The sequence below is a fragment of the Streptomyces sp. NPDC058221 genome (assembly GCF_042882365.1).
Classification (GTDB): domain Bacteria; phylum Actinomycetota; class Actinomycetes; order Streptomycetales; family Streptomycetaceae; genus Streptomyces.
In genome coordinates, this window is sequence record NZ_JBHVWF010000014.1 from 33,072 (window position 1) to 51,486 (window position 18,415).

Sequence of the window (18,415 nt, forward strand, 5' to 3'; positions counted from 1 at the left end):
CCGCCGGGGGCGTGTTCCTGGAACGACCGGCCCCGGCCCGCACACGCGGTGGTTCAGTCCACCCGGCGTGTACGGGCCGGGGCTGTCGCGTTTCCGGAGGCCAGCGGTGACCTTGCCAGTTCGATGCAGCCGGCGGTGATCAGGCCCACGGCCAGCAGCTCGGGGAGCAGCCACCAGCCGGTGCGCAGGTGCTCGCCGAACAGGGTCACCCCGTACAGGACGCTGATGAGGGCGTCGCCCAGGGTCAGACACGGTTGGACCGCGACCAGCGTGCCCGCCTGGAGCGCGTTCTGGAGGAGGAACAGCGCGCCGACGCCGGCAGCGGCGGTGGCGTAGAGCTGCCAGGACTCCAGGAGCACCACCACCCCGTCGCCGTCGCTGAGCCTGGCCATGGCGTCCTTCATGAGGGCTGCGGTGAGCGCATATCCACAGGCAGCGGCCAGACCGAGCAGCGCGGCCCGGGGGTTGCCGCGGGTGGCCTGCGCCCCGGCGATCAGGGCCGTCTCGAAGAGGCCGGTCAGGATGAGCGCCGGAACCCACGCGGCCCCGTGCACCGATTCGCTGCCGCCGCCCGGCGCGGCCGAGGCCATGCCGAGGGCCAGACCGGCCGTCACCGCAGCCGCCCCGAACCAGACGTTCCGCGGCAGCCGCACCCGCATCACGTACCCCGCCACCAGCAGCGTCGCCGGCAGCTCGATCACGAAGATCGGCTGGACCACCGCGATCGGCCCGGTGGCCAGCGCCACGGCCTGGCAGACGGCCGCGACGATCACCAGACCGATCCCTGCCAGCCACACCTTCTGGCGCAGCAGATGGCCGATCAGCGACGCCCGCATCGCGTCCCGGTCGGGAACGTTCAGGGCGGCGCGGCGCTGGAGAACGGAGGCTGACCCGTTGCTGAGCGCGGTCAGGATGGCGAAGAGGACGCTGATCACCGGTCCATGATGCGGGCGGAATCGTCAGGATCCGGGTCCCGCCACGCGACGGCATGGCGCCGTGCCGATGATCGCCGACGGGTCCCGCAATCAGGACGGAATCCGACCTGATGCCCGCGTAGCGTGCAGCTCATGGCCGTGAAGAAGGACACCTCCGCCGTGGGCCCTGCCCCCGTAGTGCTCTCGACCCGGGCGCTGGGGCGCGCGACCCTGGAACGCCAGATGCTGCTCCGCCGCGCGGCGATGCCGGCCAAGGACGCGATCGGGCACCTCGTCGGCCTCCAGGCGCAGAACACCAAGCCGCCGTACTACCAGCTCCTGGCCCGGCTGGAGGGCTTCGACCCGGCGGAACTGGCCGCGCTGATGGAGTCGCGCGAGGCCGTCCGCATCGTCACCCTGCGTTCCACCATCCACACCCACACCGCCGACGACGCCCTGACCCTGCGTCCCCTCGTCCAGGAGGCCCGCGACCGGGAGCTCAGGATCTTCCGGAAGCGGCTCGTGGGCGTGGACCTGGACCGGCTGCGCGACATCAGCCGGGTGTACGTCGAGGAAGCGCCCCGCACTCCGAAGGAGATCCGCGAAAGGCTGCTCACCGAGTGGCCCGACGCCGACCCGCAGGCCCTGAGCACGGCCGCCCGCTGTGTGCTGCCGCTGGTCCAGGTGACCCCGCGCGGGGTGTGGGGGAAGAGCGGCCGGGTCGCGCTGACCACCGCCGAGCGGTGGCTCGACCGGCCTTCCGAGCCGGTGCCCGCACCCGATGCCACCGTGCTGCGCTACCTCGGTGCCTTCGGCCCCGCGTCCGTGCGGGACATGCAGTCATGGGCCGGTCTGACCCGGCTGCGGGAGGTGTTCGACCGGCTCCGCCCACAGCTCGTCACCTTCCGGGACGAGAACGGCGTCGAGCTCTTCGACCTGCCCGACGCCCCGCGCCCCGACGAGGACACCCCCGCCCCGCCGCGCTTCCTGCCCGAGTTCGACAACGTACTGCTCGGTCACGCGGACCGTACCCGCGTCATCCCGCCGGAGTTCAAGGGGCGCAACGGGGTCGGGAACCAGGCGTACGGGAGCGTGCTGTTCGATGGCTTCTTCGCGGCGATCTGGCGGCTGGACGCAGGCCGGGGCGGTGCGCCGACGACCGTCACCGTGCAGGAGATGCGGCCGTTCGGCGCGGCCGGGCGCGAGGCCGTCACCGAGGAGGCCGCGGCGCTGCTCGCGGTGATGACGGAGGCGGCCACGGACGGCAGCGGGTACGACGTCAGGTTCGACTCGTTCATCGATTTCGACGGGTGAGCGGGACCCGGAATCTGCCCGGTGTTCACCTTCACGTCACTCGGAATTCTCCGGCAATCAACTCGGATTTCTCACCGCTTCCTCATGAGCCCTTGGTTACGTGTCTCCGGCCGGCCGGTCCGGCACATACGACAAAGGAGGGGGCATGGTGTCGCGACCCGACATGGCTGCGTCCCGCGCGTCCGGGGACAGCGAGGCCTCGGACCAGGAGGGCGGCCAGCCGCTGCATGTCGCCAGCAGGCTGCACTCGTTCAACCGGTTCGAGCTGAAGTACCTGGTCCCCGTGGACCGGGCCGCCGAGATCCGTGAGGAGCTCGGCGAGCGGATGGACCAGGACCTGAACAGCCCGGAGGGCGGATACGGGGTCTGGAGCCTGTACTACGACAGCCCCGAGCTGCGGTTCTACTGGGAGAAGATCGAGGGCCTGAAATTCCGGCGCAAGCTGCGGATCCGGCACTACGGCGATCTCGACGGAGTCACCGACGAGTCGCCGGTGTGCGTCGAGATCAAGCAGCGGGTGAACCGGGTGACGCAGAAGCGGCGCATCACGCTTCCCTACGCCACGGCCAGAAGCCTGTGCGACGCGCGGGAGATGGTGGACCACTCACCCGGGGAGAGCGCCTTCGTCCAGGAGGTCCTGGATCTCGTCATCCGGCTGAACCTCCGGCCCACCGCGATCACCGGATACCAGCGCGAGGCGCTGGTCGGCCGCGACTCCGACACCGGGCTGCGGGTCACCTTCGACCGGCGGATCCGGGGCCGGGACCGCGACTTCCACTTCGGGACCGCCACGCCGGAGAACCGGTTCACCATCCCGCCCCACATGACGGTGATGGAGATCAAGGTCAACGAGCGCACACCGCACTGGATCACGGACCTGGCCGCGCGCCGGAACCTGAATCTGGTGCGGGTCAGCAAATACGTCCAGTCCATCGAGGCGTTCGGCCTGGCGCCCAGGTCGGTCTTCCACCTCGACGAGGCGGACTGTCCGCCTCCCACCCCCCACAGCCGGCTGCCGCTGGGGCAGCCGGCGGCGCCGCACGCGCCGGTGAAAGCAGGAGCACAGTGAACTTCGATCTGCAGGAACTCAGCGGGACGTTCAGCGTCGCCGACGTGGTCGCCGCCATGGCGCTGTCGTTCATCCTGAGCACGGTGATCGGTTACACCTACCGGTACACGCACCGCAACGTCTCGTACAGCCAGTCCTACGTCCAGACGCTGGTCATCGTCGGCATGATCGTCGCCCTGATCATGCTGGTGGTCGGCTCCAACCTGGCACGGGCGTTCTCCCTGGTCGGCGCGTTGTCCGTCGTCCGGTTCAGGAACGCGGTGAAGGAGACGAGGGACGTCGGGTTCATCTTCCTGGCGATGGCGATCGGCATGGCCTGCGGTGCCCGCTTCTACACCCTGGCCGCCGTCGGCGCCGTCGTGATCTGCGTCGTGATCCTCGTGATGTTCAAGTTCAGCTGGTTTGCCCTGAACGTGCAGCGCCAGGTCGTCAAGGTCCAGGTCCCCGCGGGTGAGGACTACACGCCTGCCATCCGTGACGTGCTGATCAAGTACACCAGCGAGTTCGAGCTGGTCAGTACCGAGACGATCCGCGGCGGGGCCCTGAACGAGGTGTTCTACACCGTGCGGATGAAGAAGGGCACCGAACCCGGTGACCTCGTCACCGCCCTGCAGGAGCGCACCTCCGGGCAGCGGGTGACGGTGCTGACCGGTTACGACACGACCGACCTGTGATGAGTGCGAGTGGCGGTACGCCGGCGCGCCGGCGGCGGCTGAAGGACCGCCTCCCGGTGCGGCTGCGGCACCACTGGAAACCGGCCGGAGCGCTGTGCCTGGGGCTGGCCCTGCTCGTGTACGCCTTCGGGGACGCCCGCATCTCGCCGTACGTCACCTCGGCCTCGCAGGTGGAGGCCAACACGATCACCGACGACGTCAGGGGCACGGTCGGCCTCTACGACACCACGGTCAAGCACTCGATCCATCTGTCGTACGAACAGACCGACTTCGACAAGATGATGAAGGAGTTCAAGGACGACGGGACCAAGGACCCCATCGAGGCCGACCTCACCATCGACGGGGTCTACCTCCAGGACGTGGGGATCCGGCTGAAGGGGAACTCCACCCTGCAGTCCCTGAGCGGAAACAAGGGCCGGGCCGGTGGCGGCGGGATGCCCGGCGGAGCCGGGCAGGACGACGCCCGTAAGCAGGGCGGCGCGGACGGGGCCGCGAACGGCGGCCCTCCTGGCGCCGCGGGTGGCACGGGAGGCGCAGCTGCCGCCGGTGGTGCCGGTGGTGCCGGTGATGCAGGCCGTGCGGGCGGTGATGATGCCGCGGGTGGTGGCAAGGCCGCCGGTGGCGCTGCCGCCGGCGGTGGCAGGGGAGGGATGACGCAGTACAACCTCTCCGCCGAGAAGCCGGAGGAGCTCCCCCTGCTCATCAAGATCGACGAGTACGTCGAGGGCCGCGCCTACCAGGGCGAGCGGGAGATCTCGCTGCGCCCGGGAGCCGACGCACAGGTGCCGCTGAACGAGGCTCTGGCGCTGTCGATGACGGACAGGAGCGGGGCGACGGCCGAGCGGTACGGCTTCACCACGGTGGCCGTCAACAACGGCCCGACGGTCACCCGGCTCATGGTCGAGAACCCCGACACCGACTACGCCGAGGCCATCGACGGCAAGGGGATCCTGTACAAGGCGAGGGCCGGCGGCAGTTTCGCCTATCAGGGCGATGACCCCTCGGACTACGAGACGTCCTTCCGGCAGTTGAACAAGGTCGGCAGCCAGGACCTCGAACCCGTCATGAAGCTCGTCAAGTGGGTGGACCAGGCGTCGGACAAGGAGTTCGCCGCCGACCTCGGCAAGCACGTCGACGTCGAGTCCTTCGCGGAGTACGTCGCCGCGCAGAACCTGATGATGAACTTCGACGACATGGCGGGGCCCGGCAAGAACTACCTGCTCTGGTACGACCTCGACACCAAGAAGTTCTCCGTCCTGGGATGGGACTACAACCTGACCTTCAGCGGAGACACCGCGGCCGGACCGGACGACTCGATGAGCATGGGCGGCGGCCGCCCCCAGGGCGCGACCGAAGGTGCCGAGGACGGTGCCGGGGCAGCCGGGGGCGGAGCAGCTCAGGGCAAGGGCGACACTCCGGCAGCTCCCGAAGGGGCGCCCGAGGGGATGCCGGGCGGCAACGGAGAAGGCGGTCCGCAGGGCGGCTTCCCCGGCGGCGCAGGCGGGGACGGAAAGGGCGGAGACGGAAAGGGCAAGGGCGGTGGCGGCATGAGCGGCCACGCGCTGAAGGACCGCTTCCTGGAGCTCGACGCCCTGGATCCCGTGTACAAGAAGGCGTACAAGAAGCTGTACGAAGAGCTCTTCGACTCCGGCGCGGCGCTCAAGGCGCTGGACGCCATCTCCGGCCAGGCGGAGACGGCCGGTGTCGACGCGGCGGAGCTGAAGAAGGCCGTGGCCGCGCTGCGCACGACCGTCACCGCGCGCACCGAGGCACTGGCGAAGAACACGGAAGTATCCGGCTGACGACCGGCGCCCCGGACCCGGATCCCCCGATCCGGTCCGGGGCACCGGCACGCCCAGCCCGATCCGGCCTGATCCGAACGAAAGGCCCCAGCCGTGACCGCCTCATCACCCCGGCACAGCGTTCTGGTCGTCGAGGACGACCCGAGCATCCGCACCCTGCTCACCTCCGCCCTGCACGCCGCCGGGTACTCCGTCGCAGCGGCGGCGACCGGGCGGGACGCCCTGTCCGAGATGGACCGCGGCGGGCCGGACCTGATCGTGCTGGACGTGATGCTCCCCGACACCGACGGCTTCACGGTGACGCGTGAGCTGCGTGCCCGGGGCGTCTACACCCCGGTCCTCTTCCTCACCGCGCGCACCGACGTCGAGGACCGCATCATCGGTCTGAGTTCGGGCGGGGACGACTACGTCACCAAGCCGTTCCACGTCCAGGAGATCCTGTTGCGGGTGCGCGCCATCCTCCGCCGCAGCGCGGGACCGCGCGCGACGCCTCCCGCGGAGCGCCCGCCCCTGCGCTACGCCGACCTCACCCTCGACGAAGAGGCACACGAGGTGCAGCGCGCCGGCCGGCGGGTGCCGCTGTCACCGACGGAGTTCCGGCTGCTGGCCTGCCTCATGGCGCAGCCCGAGAAGGTACTGGAGAAGCAGCAGATCCTGCAGCGGGTCTGGCACTACGACTTCGCCGGTGACACCCGCATCGTCGACACGTACATCAAGAATCTGCGGCGCAAGATCGACCGCTCCGGGCAGCCGCTCATCCACACCGTGCGGGGCGTCGGCTACTGCCTGCGTCTGCCGAGGGAGGAGGAGCCGGTGTGAGAGGGGTCCCGAGGCGGCTGCGGCCCCGCTCCCTGCGTACTCGGCTGGTGCTCATCGCCACGGTCCTCGCCACGGCCGCGGTCCTGGCGTGCCAGGCCACCGGGCTGACCCTCATGCGCTCCTGGCTCATCGGGCAGGTCGACGACCGGCTCACCGACTTCCGTCCGCCCCCGCCCGCCTACCGGGACATCGCCAACGGCACCGTGCCCTCCCACCGGCCGCCCGCGCACGAGACCCTGCCCTCGGACTTCCGCGTCTACTTCTACGACGCCGACGGCCGCCTCCTGCCCGACTCGCTCGGCAGCGGCCGGGGCGAACCGCGGCTGGCCGGGAGGATCACCGCGCGCCGGCCCGTGGACGGACGCCCCGCCACGGTGCCCGCCCTGGACGGCGGCGGCAGTTGGCGCGTGGTCGCCGACTCGGGGCCGGACGGCATGCGCGCGGTCGTCGCCCTTCCCCTGGACACGGTGCAGGAGGCGACGGCCAGGCTGCTCTGGTTCAGCCTGGCCGTCGGGGCGGTCGCCGCGGGTGGAGTCGTGCTGCTGGGCGGCGCCGCCGTGCGCCTCGGCCTGAGGCCGCTGACCCGCGTCGAGCACACCGCCCGGCGCATCACCAGCGGTGAGCTGGAGGAGAGCGTCGCCGACACCAGCCCGGACACCGAGGTCGGCCGTCTCGGTATCGCCTTCAACACCATGCTCGACCAGCTGCGCGCGGCCCTGTACCGCAAGGACAGGACGGAGCGCCGGCTGCGCCGCTTCATGGCGGACGCGGGGCACGAACTGCGCACCCCCCTGACCTCCCTGCAGGGCTTCGCCGAACTCCTGCTGCAGGAACCGCACATGTCCGTCCGCCGCAGCCGTGAAGCCCATGAACTCATCGCGCAGAACGCCGAGCGCATGAGCCGTCTGGTCGACAGCCTCTTCCTGCTGGCCAAGCTCGGCGACGTACCCACCGCCGAGCGGGGGCCCGTCGACCTGCTCTCCCTGGCCGCCGACGCCATCGCCGCCTCCGCCGTGCGGCATCCGGCGTGCCGCATCGGGCTGGGCCCGCTCGGGCCGGCCGGGGCCGCCGGTCCGGGGGAGCTCGATGTCGTGGAGGGATCCGGTGACCCCCACCAGCTCGCCCAGGTGGTGTCCAACCTGCTGGACAACGCCTGCACGCACACCCCGTCCGGTACCGGCATCCAGGTGCACGTCGGGAGCCTGCGGGCCGGCCCGAGCACCGGCGGCGCCGACCGGCCCGGCCGCACCAGCGCCAATCCGGCCCTGCCGTACGGCGCGCTCGCCCACGTCATCGAGGTCGCCGACGACGGCCCCGGGCTGACGTCGCGGGAGGCGCGGCAGGTCTTCGACCGGTTCTACCGGGCGCCTGCGGCCTCCGGCGCCCCGCGTGACAGAGGTTCGGGCCTCGGCCTTGCCATAGCCTCGACGATCGCCGAAACGCACGGCGGCCGCCTGGAGCTCGACACCGCACCCGGCGAAGGCTGCACGTTCCGGCTGCTCCTGCCGGACGACTCCGCCCGGGACAGCACGGGTCCCGGCCCATGACCACCGGCCCCTTCCGGGTCGTGCACCCCTGGACACCCGCCCGCGTGACCCGTCTCGGCCCGCACGGCGGTTGCGGCAGAAGTCCCGCACCGCGGCCACGGCAGACGCCCGGCACCGCGGCTACGGCAGCAGCCCCGCCCGCCGGGCCGCTACGACCGCCTCCAGCCGGGTGTGCGCACCGAGCTTGCGCATCGCGGAGCGCAGATAGCCCTTCACCGTCTCCGGGCGCAGCCCGAGCCGGTCCGCCGCCACCGCGTTCGTCGCGCCCGCCGCGACACAGGCGAGGACATCGACCTCGCGCGGCGCCAGCAGCACCTCCCGGGACCCCGGGGCCCGGGCGCCGGCCGCCGAGGCGAGCCGCCCGCACACCGCGAGCAGCTCGTCGCGCAGCGCCGGGTCGAGCACCTTCGGCACGAGGGCGCGCAGCTCCCGGTGCGCCTCCCTGACGTCCTCCCAGGCTTCAGGGGCGGCCCGCGGATCGGTCACCTCCTCCCGGGTCACGGCGAGCAGCTGCTGCACCTCGTCGCGTACCGCCAGCGCCTGCTCCACGTCGCGGGCGGCCGCGACCGCCGCGTCGAACGTGCGGTCGCCGAGCGTCAGCGGCTCGCGCAACGCCCCGTACAGCACACCCCGCACCTTGCGCCGCACCACGACGGGCACCGCGACGACCGAGCGCAGGCCCTCCGCGGCCACGGCCATGTCGTACTCGTGGCTGATGTGGCGCGAGGAGTGGTAGTCGGTCACCGCGCACGGCCTGGACAGTGCGATCGACTTGCCGCCAAGACCGCTGCCGGCCGAGATCACCAGCCCGCGCAGGGCAGCGGTGTGCGCCCCGTTCAGCTCCGCGATCCTGGCGTGGCGGGTGTCGGAGAGCAGCCCGCCGAACGCCACGGGCAGACCGCTCGTCCGGCGCAGCCGCAGCAGCGCGGCCTGCATCTCGATCGCATCGACGGATTCCGGCACGATGACGCCTCTCTGCCCGGCCCCCAGGGGGCCACTGCCTCCGGAGCACCCCCGTTCGGGGGTGGTGAGACCCGGGTCACTGTTTACATCATGTCAGGACCCGGGAGACCGGTCCGGTCCGCAATGAGGAGGGCACATGTCGGCAACCAGTGCGACGGAGACGTTCCGGGCCGCCCGGGACTTCCTGCTGAAGAACCGGGAGGACTACGGCGCGGCCTACGAGGGCTTCCGCTGGCCCCGGAGCGATCACTTCAACTGGGCCCTGGACTGGTTCGACGTCATCGCCGAGAACAACGACCGCACCGCCCTGCACATCGTGGAGGAGGACGGCCGGCGCACCGAGATGTCCTTCGCCAGGATGTCCGCCCGCTCCAACCAGGCCGCGAACTGGCTGCGCGCGCAGGGCGTACGGGAGGGCGACCGCATCCTCGTCATGCTCGGCAACCAGGCCGAGCTGTGGGAGACCGCCCTCGCGGCGATGAAGCTGCGCGCCGTCGTCATCCCCGCGACACCGCTCCTGGGCCCGGCCGACCTGCGTGACCGGGTCGAGCGCGGCCGGGTCCGGCACGTCCTGGTCCGGGACGCCGACACCGCCAAGTTCGACGAGGTGCCCGGCCGCTACACGCGGTTCTCCGTGGGCGCGGAGACCCAGGGCTGGCTCGACTACGCCGGCGCCGACGAGCAGCCGGAGACCTTCACGGCGGACCGGGAGACCGACGCTGACGAACCGCTGATGCTCTACTTCACCTCGGGCACGACCGCCAGCCCCAAACTCGTCGAGCACACCCATGTGTCCTACCCCGTGGGCCACTTGTCGACGATGTACTGGATCGGGCTGAAGCCCGGCGATGTGCACCTCAACATCTCCTCGCCCGGCTGGGCCAAGCACGCCTGGTCCAATCTCTTCGCGCCGTGGAGCGCCGAGGCGACCGTCTTCATCTTCAACTACACCCGGTTCGACGCGGGCCGGCTGATGGCCGAGATGGACCGCTCCGAGATCACCAGCTTCTGTGCCCCGCCCACCGTCTGGCGGATGCTCATCCAGGCCGACCTCTCCCAGCTGAAGACCCCGCCGCGTGAGGTCGTCGCGGCGGGCGAACCGCTCAACCCGGAGGTCATCGAGACCGTCCGCCGCGCGTGGGGCGTCACCATCCGGGACGGCTTCGGCCAGACGGAGACCGCCGTCCAGGTCGCCAACACGCCCGGCCAGGTGCTGAAGGCCGGCTCGATGGGACGTCCCAGCCCCGGCTTCAAGGTCGTCCTCCTCGACCCGGTCAGCGGGGAGCCCGGCGCCGTCGAGGGCGAGATCTCCCTCGACCTGTCGGCCCACCCGGTCGGACTGATGACCGGCTACCACGGCGACCCGGACCGTACCGCCGAGGCCATGGCGGGCGGCTACTACCGCACCGGGGACATCGGCGCGCGCGACGAGGACGGCTACATCACCTACGTGGGCCGCGCGGACGACGTCTTCAAGGCCTCCGACTACAAGATCTCGCCGTTCGAGCTGGAGAGCGCCCTGCTGGAGCACGAGGCCGTCGCCGAGGCCGCTGTCGTCCCGGCGCCCGACCCGGTACGGCTGGCCGTCCCGAAGGCCTACGTCGTCCTCGCCGAGGGCTGGGAGCCTGGGCCCGACACGGCCAAGGTGCTCTTCGCCCACTCCCGGTCCGTCCTCGCCCCGTACAAGCGGATCCGGCGGCTGGAGTTCGCCGAACTGCCCAAGACCGTCTCGGGCAAGATCCGCCGGATCGAGCTGCGAGAGGCCACGGCCCGGGGCACCGGCGCCGAGTACGCCGAGGGGGACCTGACATGACCGAGCTGTCCTACGCCCACGGCACCGGCACCACCGCCCTGCTCGGCGACACCATCGGACGCAGTCTCGACCGGGCGGTCGACGCGTTCGGCGACCGCGAAGCACTGGTCGATGTGGCCTCCGGCCGGCGCTGGACGTACACCGAATTCGGCACGGCGGTCGAGGAGTTGGCCCGCGCCCTGATGGCATCCGGGGTGGCCAAGGGGGACCGGGTCGGCATCTGGGCGCTCAACTGCCCCGAGTGGGTGCTCGTCCAGTACGCCACGGCCCGTATCGGTGCCGTCATGGTCAACATCAACCCCGCGTACCGGGCGCACGAGCTGGAGTACGTGCTGCAGCAGGCGGGGGTCTCGCTCCTGGTCGCCACGCTCTCGCACCGCACCAGCGACTACCGGGCCCTGGTCGACGAGGTCCGGGCGAACTGTCCCGCGCTGCGCGCCGTGCACTACATCGGCGACCCCAGCTGGGACGAGCTGCTGGCCGTCAGGGACACGGTGGCCCCGGAGCAACTCGCCGCTCGTGAGGCGGAGCTGTCCTGCGACGACCCGATCAACATCCAGTACACCTCCGGCACCACGGGCTTCCCCAAGGGAGCCACGCTCTCCCATCACAACATCCTCAACAACGGCTATTTCGTGGGGGAGATGGTCGCCTACACCGAACAGGACCGGGTCTGTCTGCCGGTCCCCTTCTACCACTGCTTCGGCATGGTCATGGGCAACCTCGGCATCACCTCGCACGGCGCCTGCATCGTGATCCCGGCCCCCGCCTTCGAGCCCGCCGTCGTGCTGGCCGCCGTTCAGCAGGAGCGCTGCACCTCGCTGTACGGCGTCCCCACCATGTTCATCGCCGAGCTGAACCTCCCCGGCTTCGCCTCGTACGACCTGTCCTCGCTGCGCACCGGCATCATGGCCGGATCGCCCTGCCCGGTCGAGGTGATGAAGCGCGTGGTGGCCGAGATGCACATGGACGAGGTGTCCATCTGCTACGGGATGACGGAGACCTCCCCGGTCTCCCTGCAGACCCGCCGCGACGACGACCTGGAACGCCGCACCGGCTCCGTCGGCCGCGTGATGCCGCACATCGAGGTCAAGGTCATCGACCCGGCGACGGGCGTGACGCTGGAGCGCGGCGCCTCGGGCGAACTCTGCACCCGTGGCTACAGCGTGATGCTCGGTTACTGGGAGCAGCCCGAGCGGACCGCCGAAGTGATCGACGCGGGACGCTGGATGCACACCGGGGACCTCGCGGTGATGCGGGAGGACGGCTACGTACAGATCGTCGGCCGGATCAAGGACATGATCATCCGTGGTGGTGAGAACGTCTATCCGCGCGAGATCGAGGAGTTCCTCTACGGGCACCCCAAGATCGCGGACGTGCAGGTCGTGGGGGTGCCGGACGAGCGGTACGGCGAGGAGATCCTGGCCTGCGTCATTCCCGGGGACCCGGCGGACCCGCCGAGCCTGGAGGACATCACGGAGTTCTGCAGCGGGCAGCTGGCCCACTACAAGGTGCCGCGTCTGCTGAGGATCCTCGACACCTTCCCGATGACGGTCAGCGGGAAGGTCCGGAAGATCGAACTGCGGGAGGACTACGCCCGGTAGGACCGGGGCCGCTTGGCGCGGGCAGGGGCGCTGTCAGGCGGCTTCGATGATGTCGCCCGCGACGCCCCGGGTGGCGGCCGCCCATTCGATCAGGAGTACCTCGTACGCGGCGGACTCCACGGATGACCAGTCCTGTCCGGCACGGGCGTCCACGAGCGCGCGGATTGCCTCGTTGGCCTCGACGGCGGCCGGGTGGGCCGGCTGGGCGAGGTAGACGGGCTGCGTGGTGCGCGGCGTGACCGAGGGTGGAGAAAGCCGTGGAGTTAAGACCATGCGCCCCACTGTAAGGCCCGCCACCGACAACGGACCGAACATCTGTGGCCCCTGGCTCGAACGTGACCGATAGCACTCACTGTGGCCGGACGGTTTCTGTGAGGTGCGGCACGTCCCGGCGCATACAGACCCTCGGCCACCGGTCCAGTCCGTGCTCCGCCTCCTCGGCCCGGATCTTGCGCAGCCCGTCGGTGAGTTCGCGGTCCGCCAGCACGCGGAAGCCGAGCCGGGTGTAGTACGGCGCGTTCCACGGGACGTGGGAGAACGTCGTCAGGGTGAGCGCGGCCAGCGCCTCGGCCGCGGCCCAGCTGCCCGCATGCGCGATGAGGCCGTTGCCCAGACCGCGCCGGGCGGCCGACGGATGGACCGACACCTGCTCGATGTGGCAGGCGCCGTCGACCGGATCGGCGACGAGATAGCCGAGCGGCCGGTCGTCGGCGGCGACGGTCACCCAGGCGCGACCGGCCCGGCGGTACTCGTCCAGGACGTCCAGGGACGGCGGCTCGTCGTCGGCCACGCCGGCCATGCCGACGGCGCGGAACGGCTCGCCCGCGGCACGCTCGATGTCCTGAAGCAGTGGCAGATCCGAACGTCGGGCAGGGCGGATGCGCATACCTCATTATGCCGCGTGGTGCCCGCGGCGCGGTGCGCGAGCGGCGCTCAGGCGCCGGTGCTGACCAGTTCGTCCGCCGGGCCGTTCACCGGCTGCGGGCTCCCGGTGAGATCCATGACGAACAGTGGTATGCCGAGCCCGTCCGCACGCTCCCGGGCATCGGGCGCGTATCCGGCGAGCGAGAAGAACACACCGGACACCGACGTGCTCAGCGCGTTGAGCCACAGGCATTCGACGTCGCGCAGCGCGGTGGCCCGGGTGGTGGAGTCGACCTGGGCGATCAGCCCCGCCGCCCGCAGATCGATCCGGGACGAGGGCCGTTCGGCGGGCTGTGCGACATCCCGGTACCCGAGCCACTTCAGATACAGCGCGGCGGCGCCGACCGCGTCCCGTGCGGTACGGATCGTCAGTGGCCGGAAGACCGGCCTCGGGGTGGCCGCGGTGCGCGGCAGCGGTATGTGAGACGGCCGCACCGGCCGGTCCGCCCGGCGCGGGCCTGCGCCCGGCGGACGGCCGGGAACGGCCACCGGGCGGACCGGGATGCGCAGCACCGTCCCGCACGGACAGCCCAGCTCGGGCTGCGGCCACTGGTCGTGCCGCCCGCAGGCGCGGCAGCGCACCGTCACCCAGTCGTCGTTCCAGGTGCGGTGGGTGATCGTCGAGACGGGGGCCCCGCGCAACAGCGGCGGGGCGGTCGGGGCACCGCACGGGCACGGGTAGGCGGGCGTGACGTACATGTGGTCGCGGCGGCAGGCCGGGCACCGTAACGGCACTGACTCCACCATGGCCTCCCTCCGCCGCGCGGGCGCGGAACGGCCCGGAATCCGGGCGGCTGCGCTCCGTACCCCCATGCTCCACCAAGAGCGAGGTCCCGGGGAGGGACTTGGCCCACTTCGCGGGATCGCCCGGCGGAACGGCTCCGTCCCGGGCCGCTCCCGGCGCCTCTCTTGACGGCTGTCCGGGTGCACTTTAGATTTGCTTCCGTATAGCAGAATCAAATTTCCGCAATACGGAATTGGTGCTCTCAGGTGGCGCGACAGAGCCCGACTCCTCCAGGTTCGAGCAGGAGCACTCAATGCCTCGTATGACCGCTGCCCGAGCGGCAGTTGAGATCCTCAAGCGCGAAGGCGTCAGCAACGCGTTCGGTGTGCCGGGCGCGGCGATCAACCCCTTCTACGCGGCCCTCAAGGCCTCCGGCGGGGTTCATCACACGCTCGCCCGCCACGTCGAGGGCGCCTCCCACATGGCGGAGGGCTACACCCGGGCCACCCCCGGGAACATCGGCGTCTGCATCGGTACGTCGGGACCGGCCGGCACCGACATGATCACCGGCCTGTACTCGGCCATCGCGGACTCGATCCCGATCCTGTGCATTACCGGCCAGGCGCCCACCGACGCCCTCCACAAGGAGAGCTTCCAGGCCGTCGACATCGCGTCGATCGCCAAGCCGGTCACCAAGGCGGCGACGACCGTCCTGGAGGCCGCGCAGGTCCCCGGCGTCTTCCAGCAGGCGTTCCACCTGATGCGCACCGGCCGTCCGGGCCCGGTCCTCATCGACCTGCCGATCAACGTGCAGATGACCGAGATCGAGTTCGACCCCGAGCTGTACGAGCCGCTGCCGGTGCACAAGCCCGCCGCGAGCCGCAAGCAGATCGAGCGCGCCGTGGAGATGCTGAACGCCTCCGAGCGGCCGCTGCTCGTCGCGGGCGGTGGCATCCTCAACGCCGACGCCTCGGACCTCCTGGTGGAGTTCGCCGAGCTGACCGGCGTGCCGGTCATCCCCACCCTGATGGGCTGGGGTGCCATCGCGGACGACCACGAGCTGAACGCCGGCATGGTGGGTCTCCAGACCTCGCACCGCTACGGCAACGCGACCTTCCTGGAGTCCGACTTCGTCCTCGGCATCGGCAACCGCTGGGCCAACCGTCACACCGGTGACGTGGGCGTCTACACCGAGGGCCGGAAGTTCGTCCACGTCGACATCGAGCCCACCCAGCTGGGCAAGATCTTCGCCCCCGACCTCGGGATCGCCTCCGACGCCAAGGCGGCGCTGGAGCTGTTCGTCGAGGTGGCGCGCGAGCTGAAGGACGCCGGCAAGCTGAAGGACCGCTCGCAGTGGGCCGCCTCCGCACAGGAGCGCAAGGCGAAGCTCCAGCGGCGCACGCACTTCGACAACGTGCCGCTGAAGCCGCAGCGGGTGTACGAGGAGATGAACCGGGCGTTCGGCCCGGAGACCCGCTACGTCACCACGATCGGACTCTCCCAGATCGCGGGCGCGCAGATGCTGCACGTCTACCGCCCGCGCCACTGGATCAACGCCGGCCAGGCGGGCCCGCTCGGCTGGACCATCCCGGCCGCGCTGGGCGTCGCCACGGCCGACCCCGAGGGCTCCGTCGTCGCGCTCTCGGGCGACTACGACTTCCAGTTCATGCTGGAGGAGCTCGCGGTCGGCGCGCAGCACCGCATCCCGTACGTGCACGTCCTGGTGAACAACTCCTACCTGGGGCTGATCCGCCAGGCGCAGCGCAACTTCGACATCGACTTCCAGGTCAACCTGGAGTTCGAGAACATCAACTCCCCGGAGCTGGGCGTCTACGGCGTGGACCACGTCAAGGTCGTCGAGGGTCTCGGCTGCAAGGCGATCCGGGTCACCGAGCCGGACCAGCTGCTGCCGGCCTTCGAGGAGGCCAAGAAGCTGGCGGCGGAGTTCCGGGTGCCGGTGGTGGTCGAGGCGATTCTTGAGCGCGTCACGAACATCTCGATGAGCGGTTCGGACATCGCGTCGGTCAACGAGTTCGAGGACGTCGCGTCGGAGCCGGGCCACGCGCCGACGGCGATCCGCCCGCTGACGACGGCCTGACCCCTGGGCCCTGCGGCCCCCGCCTCCCGTCCAAGGGGAGGCGGGGGCCGTGTTGTTGTGCCCCGGAAGGGGGGTGTCCTCAAGCGCCGGACGGGCTTGAAAGATGTCCTCAATCGCCGGACGGGCTTGAAGGGTGTCCTCAAACGCCGGACGGGCTTGAGCGATGCTGGACGGGCTTGAGGGGTGTCGGACGAGTTCGAGAGATGCCGGACGGGCTTGACTGCGCCGGGTTGTCCCCCCCCAGCCCGTCCCCCCAGTCCGCCCCCCCAGTCCGTCCCCCCCCAGCCCGTCCCCTCAGCCCGTCCGGCGTTTGAGGACGGAACCGTCAGGGCGGGGGCCCGGACCGGGATTGTGTGGGCCGGCCCTGTGCAACCCCAGCCCGTCCGGCGTTTGAGGACGGAACCGGTCACCCCATGGGCGCGCGCACGCGAAAGGGCGTGGAGCACGGGACCGTAATCCGTGCTCCACGCCCTGGTACAGGGAATGACAGGGGCCGCGGCGGAGGGCGACGGGGGCGGAGGGCCCGGCTCCTTCAGGTCAGGAGACGGGACCTCCACCCACACCACCGCACTGGCGTCGCACATCCGCCGCGGCCTCGTCCTGCCCGCGTCGCGCGCAACCCCTCATCCGGGTGGGCGCGACGGCGCGGGCAGGGCTTGGGGGCCCAACGGGAGGGGTCAGTCCTCGCGCAGGGCGCGGACGGCCTCCTCCACGCGCTTGCCGTACTCGGCATCCGCGGCGTGGAAGTGGGCGAGGTTCTTCTCGATCACGTCGTCGCGGGTGACCTGGGACAGGCCGCCCGCGATGTTGGCGATCAGCCGGCCCTTCTCGTCGTCCGACATCAGCCGGTACAGCTCGCCCGCCTGGAAGAAGTCGTCGTCCTTGTTGTGGGCCGGCGCCTCGTGCGTGCCGGTCCAGCCCTGGACGGCCAGCGGGGCGGAGAGCGCCGCGTCCGTCTGGGCCGGCCCCGCGTACGAGTTGGGCTCGTAGTTCTTGTCGTGCCGCGCACCGTAACGCGTGGCGTGCAGCCCGTCGCGGCCGTAGTTGTCGACGACGGCCGTGCGCGGCGCGTTCACCGGCAGCTGGGTGTGGTTGACGCCCAGCCGGTAGCGGTGCGCGTCCGCGTAGGCGAACAGCCGGCCCTGCAGCATCTTGTCCGGGGACGGACCGATGCCGGGCACGAAGTTGTTCGGGGAGAACGCGGACTGCTCGACCTCGGCGAAGACGTTGTCCGGATTGCGGTCCAGGACCAGCCGGCCCACCCGCTGGAGCGGGTAGTCGCTGTGCGGCCACACCTTGGTCAGGTCGAACGGGTTGAACCGGTAGTCCGCGGCGTCGGCGGCCGGCATCACCTGCACGTGCAGGGTCCAGGACGGGTTCATACCGCGCTCGATGGCCTGCAGCAGGTCCGTCTGGTGCGAGGAGGCGTCCTTGCCGACGAGCTCGGAGGCCTGGTCGGCCGAGAGCGAGCGCACGCCCTGGTTCGTCTTGAAGTGGTACTTGACGAAGAAGGCCTCGCCCGCGGCGTTCGTCCACTGGTAGGTGTGCGAGCCGTAGCCGTTCATGTGACGGTACGAGGCGGGGATGCCGCGGTCACCCATCAGCCAGGTCACCTGGTGCGTCGCCTCGGGGGCGTGCGCCCAGAAGTCCCAGACGTTGTCCGGCTCCTGACGGCCCGTGAACGGGTCGCGCTTCTGCGAGTGGATGAAGTCGGGGAACTTGATCGGGTCCTTGATGAAGAACACCGGGGTGTTGTTGCCCACCAGGTCGTAATTGCCCTCGTCCGTATAGAACTTGAGGGCGAAACCGCGCGGGTCGCGTACCGCGTCCGCGCCACCGAGCGAGTCGGCGACCGTGGAGAACCGGATGAAGGTCTCGGTGCGGCGGCCCACCTCGGAGAGGAAGTCGGCGCGGGTGAAGCCGGTGACGTCGTCGGTCACCTCGAAGTAGCCGTACGCGCCGGAGCCCCGGGCGTGCACCACGCGCTCCGGGATGCGCTCCCGGTTGAAGCGGGCGAGCTTCTCCAGGAGGTGACCGTCCTGGAGAAGGATCGGGCCACCGACGCCGGCGGTGGCGGAATTCTGGTTGTCGGCGACCGGGGCGCCTGACTCGGTCGTAAGCACACGCTGCGTCATGGTGTCGGGGCGACC

At 70.8% G+C, this 18,415-nt stretch carries 15 protein-coding genes; 9 read left to right on the forward strand and 6 right to left on the reverse strand.

What is annotated here, in order from left to right:
• Positions 1-53 precede the first annotated feature (53 nt).
• Complete coding sequence (locus tag ACFVW8_RS07275) at positions 54-935, reverse strand: DMT family transporter (protein WP_389686973.1); 882 nt, start codon at positions 933-935, stop codon at positions 54-56.
• 132 nt (positions 936-1,067) lie between these two features.
• Between ACFVW8_RS07275 and ACFVW8_RS07280 the strand changes: the two genes are divergently transcribed.
• The 6 genes from ACFVW8_RS07280 to ACFVW8_RS07305 all read left to right on the forward strand — a co-directional run bounded on the left by ACFVW8_RS07280 (position 1,068) and on the right by ACFVW8_RS07305 (position 8,139).
• Positions 1,068-2,228 (forward strand): winged helix DNA-binding domain-containing protein, encoded by a 1,161-nt coding sequence (locus ACFVW8_RS07280; RefSeq protein WP_389686975.1) that lies wholly within the window; start codon positions 1,068-1,070, stop codon positions 2,226-2,228.
• Between the two features lie 163 nt (positions 2,229-2,391).
• The gene (locus tag ACFVW8_RS07285; RefSeq protein ID WP_389687076.1) at positions 2,392-3,297 is read left to right on the forward strand and encodes a polyphosphate polymerase domain-containing protein; all 906 of its coding nucleotides are present in this window, start codon (positions 2,392-2,394) and stop codon (positions 3,295-3,297) included.
• Positions 3,294-3,971: a DUF4956 domain-containing protein gene (locus ACFVW8_RS07290; RefSeq protein WP_389686977.1), complete on the forward strand. Its 678-nt coding sequence runs from the start codon at positions 3,294-3,296 to the stop codon at positions 3,969-3,971. The genes ACFVW8_RS07285 and ACFVW8_RS07290 overlap by 4 nt, the downstream gene beginning before the upstream one ends.
• Positions 3,971-5,773 carry a CotH kinase family protein gene (locus tag ACFVW8_RS07295; protein WP_389686979.1) on the forward strand — a complete coding sequence of 601 codons (1,803 nt, stop codon included), beginning with the start codon at positions 3,971-3,973 and terminating at the stop codon, positions 5,771-5,773. Before ACFVW8_RS07290 ends, ACFVW8_RS07295 begins: the two co-directional genes overlap by 1 nt.
• A gap of 93 nt (positions 5,774-5,866) precedes the next feature.
• Positions 5,867-6,592 (forward strand): response regulator transcription factor, encoded by a 726-nt coding sequence (locus tag ACFVW8_RS07300; RefSeq protein ID WP_389686981.1) that lies wholly within the window; start codon positions 5,867-5,869, stop codon positions 6,590-6,592.
• A complete protein-coding gene (locus tag ACFVW8_RS07305; RefSeq protein ID WP_389686983.1) occupies positions 6,589-8,139 on the forward strand; it encodes a sensor histidine kinase in 1,551 nt (516 codons plus the stop codon). Before ACFVW8_RS07300 ends, ACFVW8_RS07305 begins: the two co-directional genes overlap by 4 nt.
• A 120-nt stretch (positions 8,140-8,259) precedes the next feature.
• Here ACFVW8_RS07305 and ACFVW8_RS07310 read toward each other — a convergent pair whose 3' ends face one another.
• Positions 8,260-9,102: a response regulator transcription factor gene (locus tag ACFVW8_RS07310; RefSeq protein ID WP_389686985.1), complete on the reverse strand. Its 843-nt coding sequence runs from the start codon at positions 9,100-9,102 to the stop codon at positions 8,260-8,262.
• A 136-nt stretch (positions 9,103-9,238) separates the two neighbouring features.
• On the opposite strand from ACFVW8_RS07310, the gene ACFVW8_RS07315 reads away from it, so the two are divergent.
• A complete protein-coding gene (locus tag ACFVW8_RS07315; protein WP_389686987.1) occupies positions 9,239-10,915 on the forward strand; it encodes an AMP-binding protein in 1,677 nt (558 codons plus the stop codon).
• Positions 10,912-12,519 (forward strand): AMP-binding protein, encoded by a 1,608-nt coding sequence (locus tag ACFVW8_RS07320; RefSeq protein WP_389686989.1) that lies wholly within the window; start codon positions 10,912-10,914, stop codon positions 12,517-12,519. Before ACFVW8_RS07315 ends, ACFVW8_RS07320 begins: the two co-directional genes overlap by 4 nt.
• A 33-nt stretch (positions 12,520-12,552) precedes the next feature.
• On the opposite strand, the gene ACFVW8_RS07325 is transcribed toward ACFVW8_RS07320, so the two are convergent.
• The 3 genes from ACFVW8_RS07325 to ACFVW8_RS07335 all read right to left on the reverse strand — a co-directional run bounded on the left by ACFVW8_RS07325 (position 12,553) and on the right by ACFVW8_RS07335 (position 14,187).
• A complete protein-coding gene (locus ACFVW8_RS07325) occupies positions 12,553-12,792 on the reverse strand; it encodes a hypothetical protein (protein ID WP_389686991.1) in 240 nt (79 codons plus the stop codon).
• Between the two features lie 76 nt (positions 12,793-12,868).
• A complete protein-coding gene (locus ACFVW8_RS07330) occupies positions 12,869-13,405 on the reverse strand; it encodes a GNAT family N-acetyltransferase (RefSeq protein WP_389686993.1) in 537 nt (178 codons plus the stop codon).
• A gap of 47 nt (positions 13,406-13,452) precedes the next feature.
• Positions 13,453-14,187: a hypothetical protein gene (locus ACFVW8_RS07335; protein ID WP_389687078.1), complete on the reverse strand. Its 735-nt coding sequence runs from the start codon at positions 14,185-14,187 to the stop codon at positions 13,453-13,455.
• Positions 14,188-14,480: 293 nt separating this feature from the next.
• Between ACFVW8_RS07335 and gcl the strand changes: the two genes are divergently transcribed.
• Positions 14,481-16,265 carry a glyoxylate carboligase gene (gene gcl / locus ACFVW8_RS07340; protein ID WP_389686995.1) on the forward strand — a complete coding sequence of 595 codons (1,785 nt, stop codon included), beginning with the start codon at positions 14,481-14,483 and terminating at the stop codon, positions 16,263-16,265.
• A 677-nt stretch (positions 16,266-16,942) separates the two neighbouring features.
• Here gcl and ACFVW8_RS07345 read toward each other — a convergent pair.
• On the reverse strand, positions 16,943-18,400 hold the full coding sequence (locus tag ACFVW8_RS07345; RefSeq protein ID WP_389686997.1) for a catalase: 1,458 nt from the start codon (positions 18,398-18,400) through the stop codon (positions 16,943-16,945).
• Positions 18,401-18,415 lie beyond the last annotated feature (15 nt).

Bases quoted from the DNA above. Each gene is read 5' to 3' on its own strand.
- ACFVW8_RS07295 (WP_389686979.1), top strand. From the start codon at position 3,971: ATGAGTGCGAGTGGCGGTACGCCGGCGCGCCGGCGGCGGCTGAAGGAC.
- gcl (WP_389686995.1), top strand. From the start codon at position 14,481: ATGCCTCGTATGACCGCTGCCCGAGCGGCAGTTGAGATCCTCAAGCGC.
- ACFVW8_RS07320 (WP_389686989.1), top strand. From the start codon at position 10,912: ATGACCGAGCTGTCCTACGCCCACGGCACCGGCACCACCGCCCTGCTC.
- ACFVW8_RS07345 (WP_389686997.1), bottom strand. From the start codon at position 18,400: ATGACGCAGCGTGTGCTTACGACCGAGTCAGGCGCCCCGGTCGCCGAC.
- ACFVW8_RS07330 (WP_389686993.1), bottom strand. From the start codon at position 13,405: ATGCGCATCCGCCCTGCCCGACGTTCGGATCTGCCACTGCTTCAGGAC.
- ACFVW8_RS07325 (WP_389686991.1), bottom strand. From the start codon at position 12,792: ATGGTCTTAACTCCACGGCTTTCTCCACCCTCGGTCACGCCGCGCACC.
- ACFVW8_RS07315 (WP_389686987.1), top strand. From the start codon at position 9,239: ATGTCGGCAACCAGTGCGACGGAGACGTTCCGGGCCGCCCGGGACTTC.
- ACFVW8_RS07280 (WP_389686975.1), top strand. From the start codon at position 1,068: ATGGCCGTGAAGAAGGACACCTCCGCCGTGGGCCCTGCCCCCGTAGTG.
- ACFVW8_RS07285 (WP_389687076.1), top strand. From the start codon at position 2,392: ATGGCTGCGTCCCGCGCGTCCGGGGACAGCGAGGCCTCGGACCAGGAG.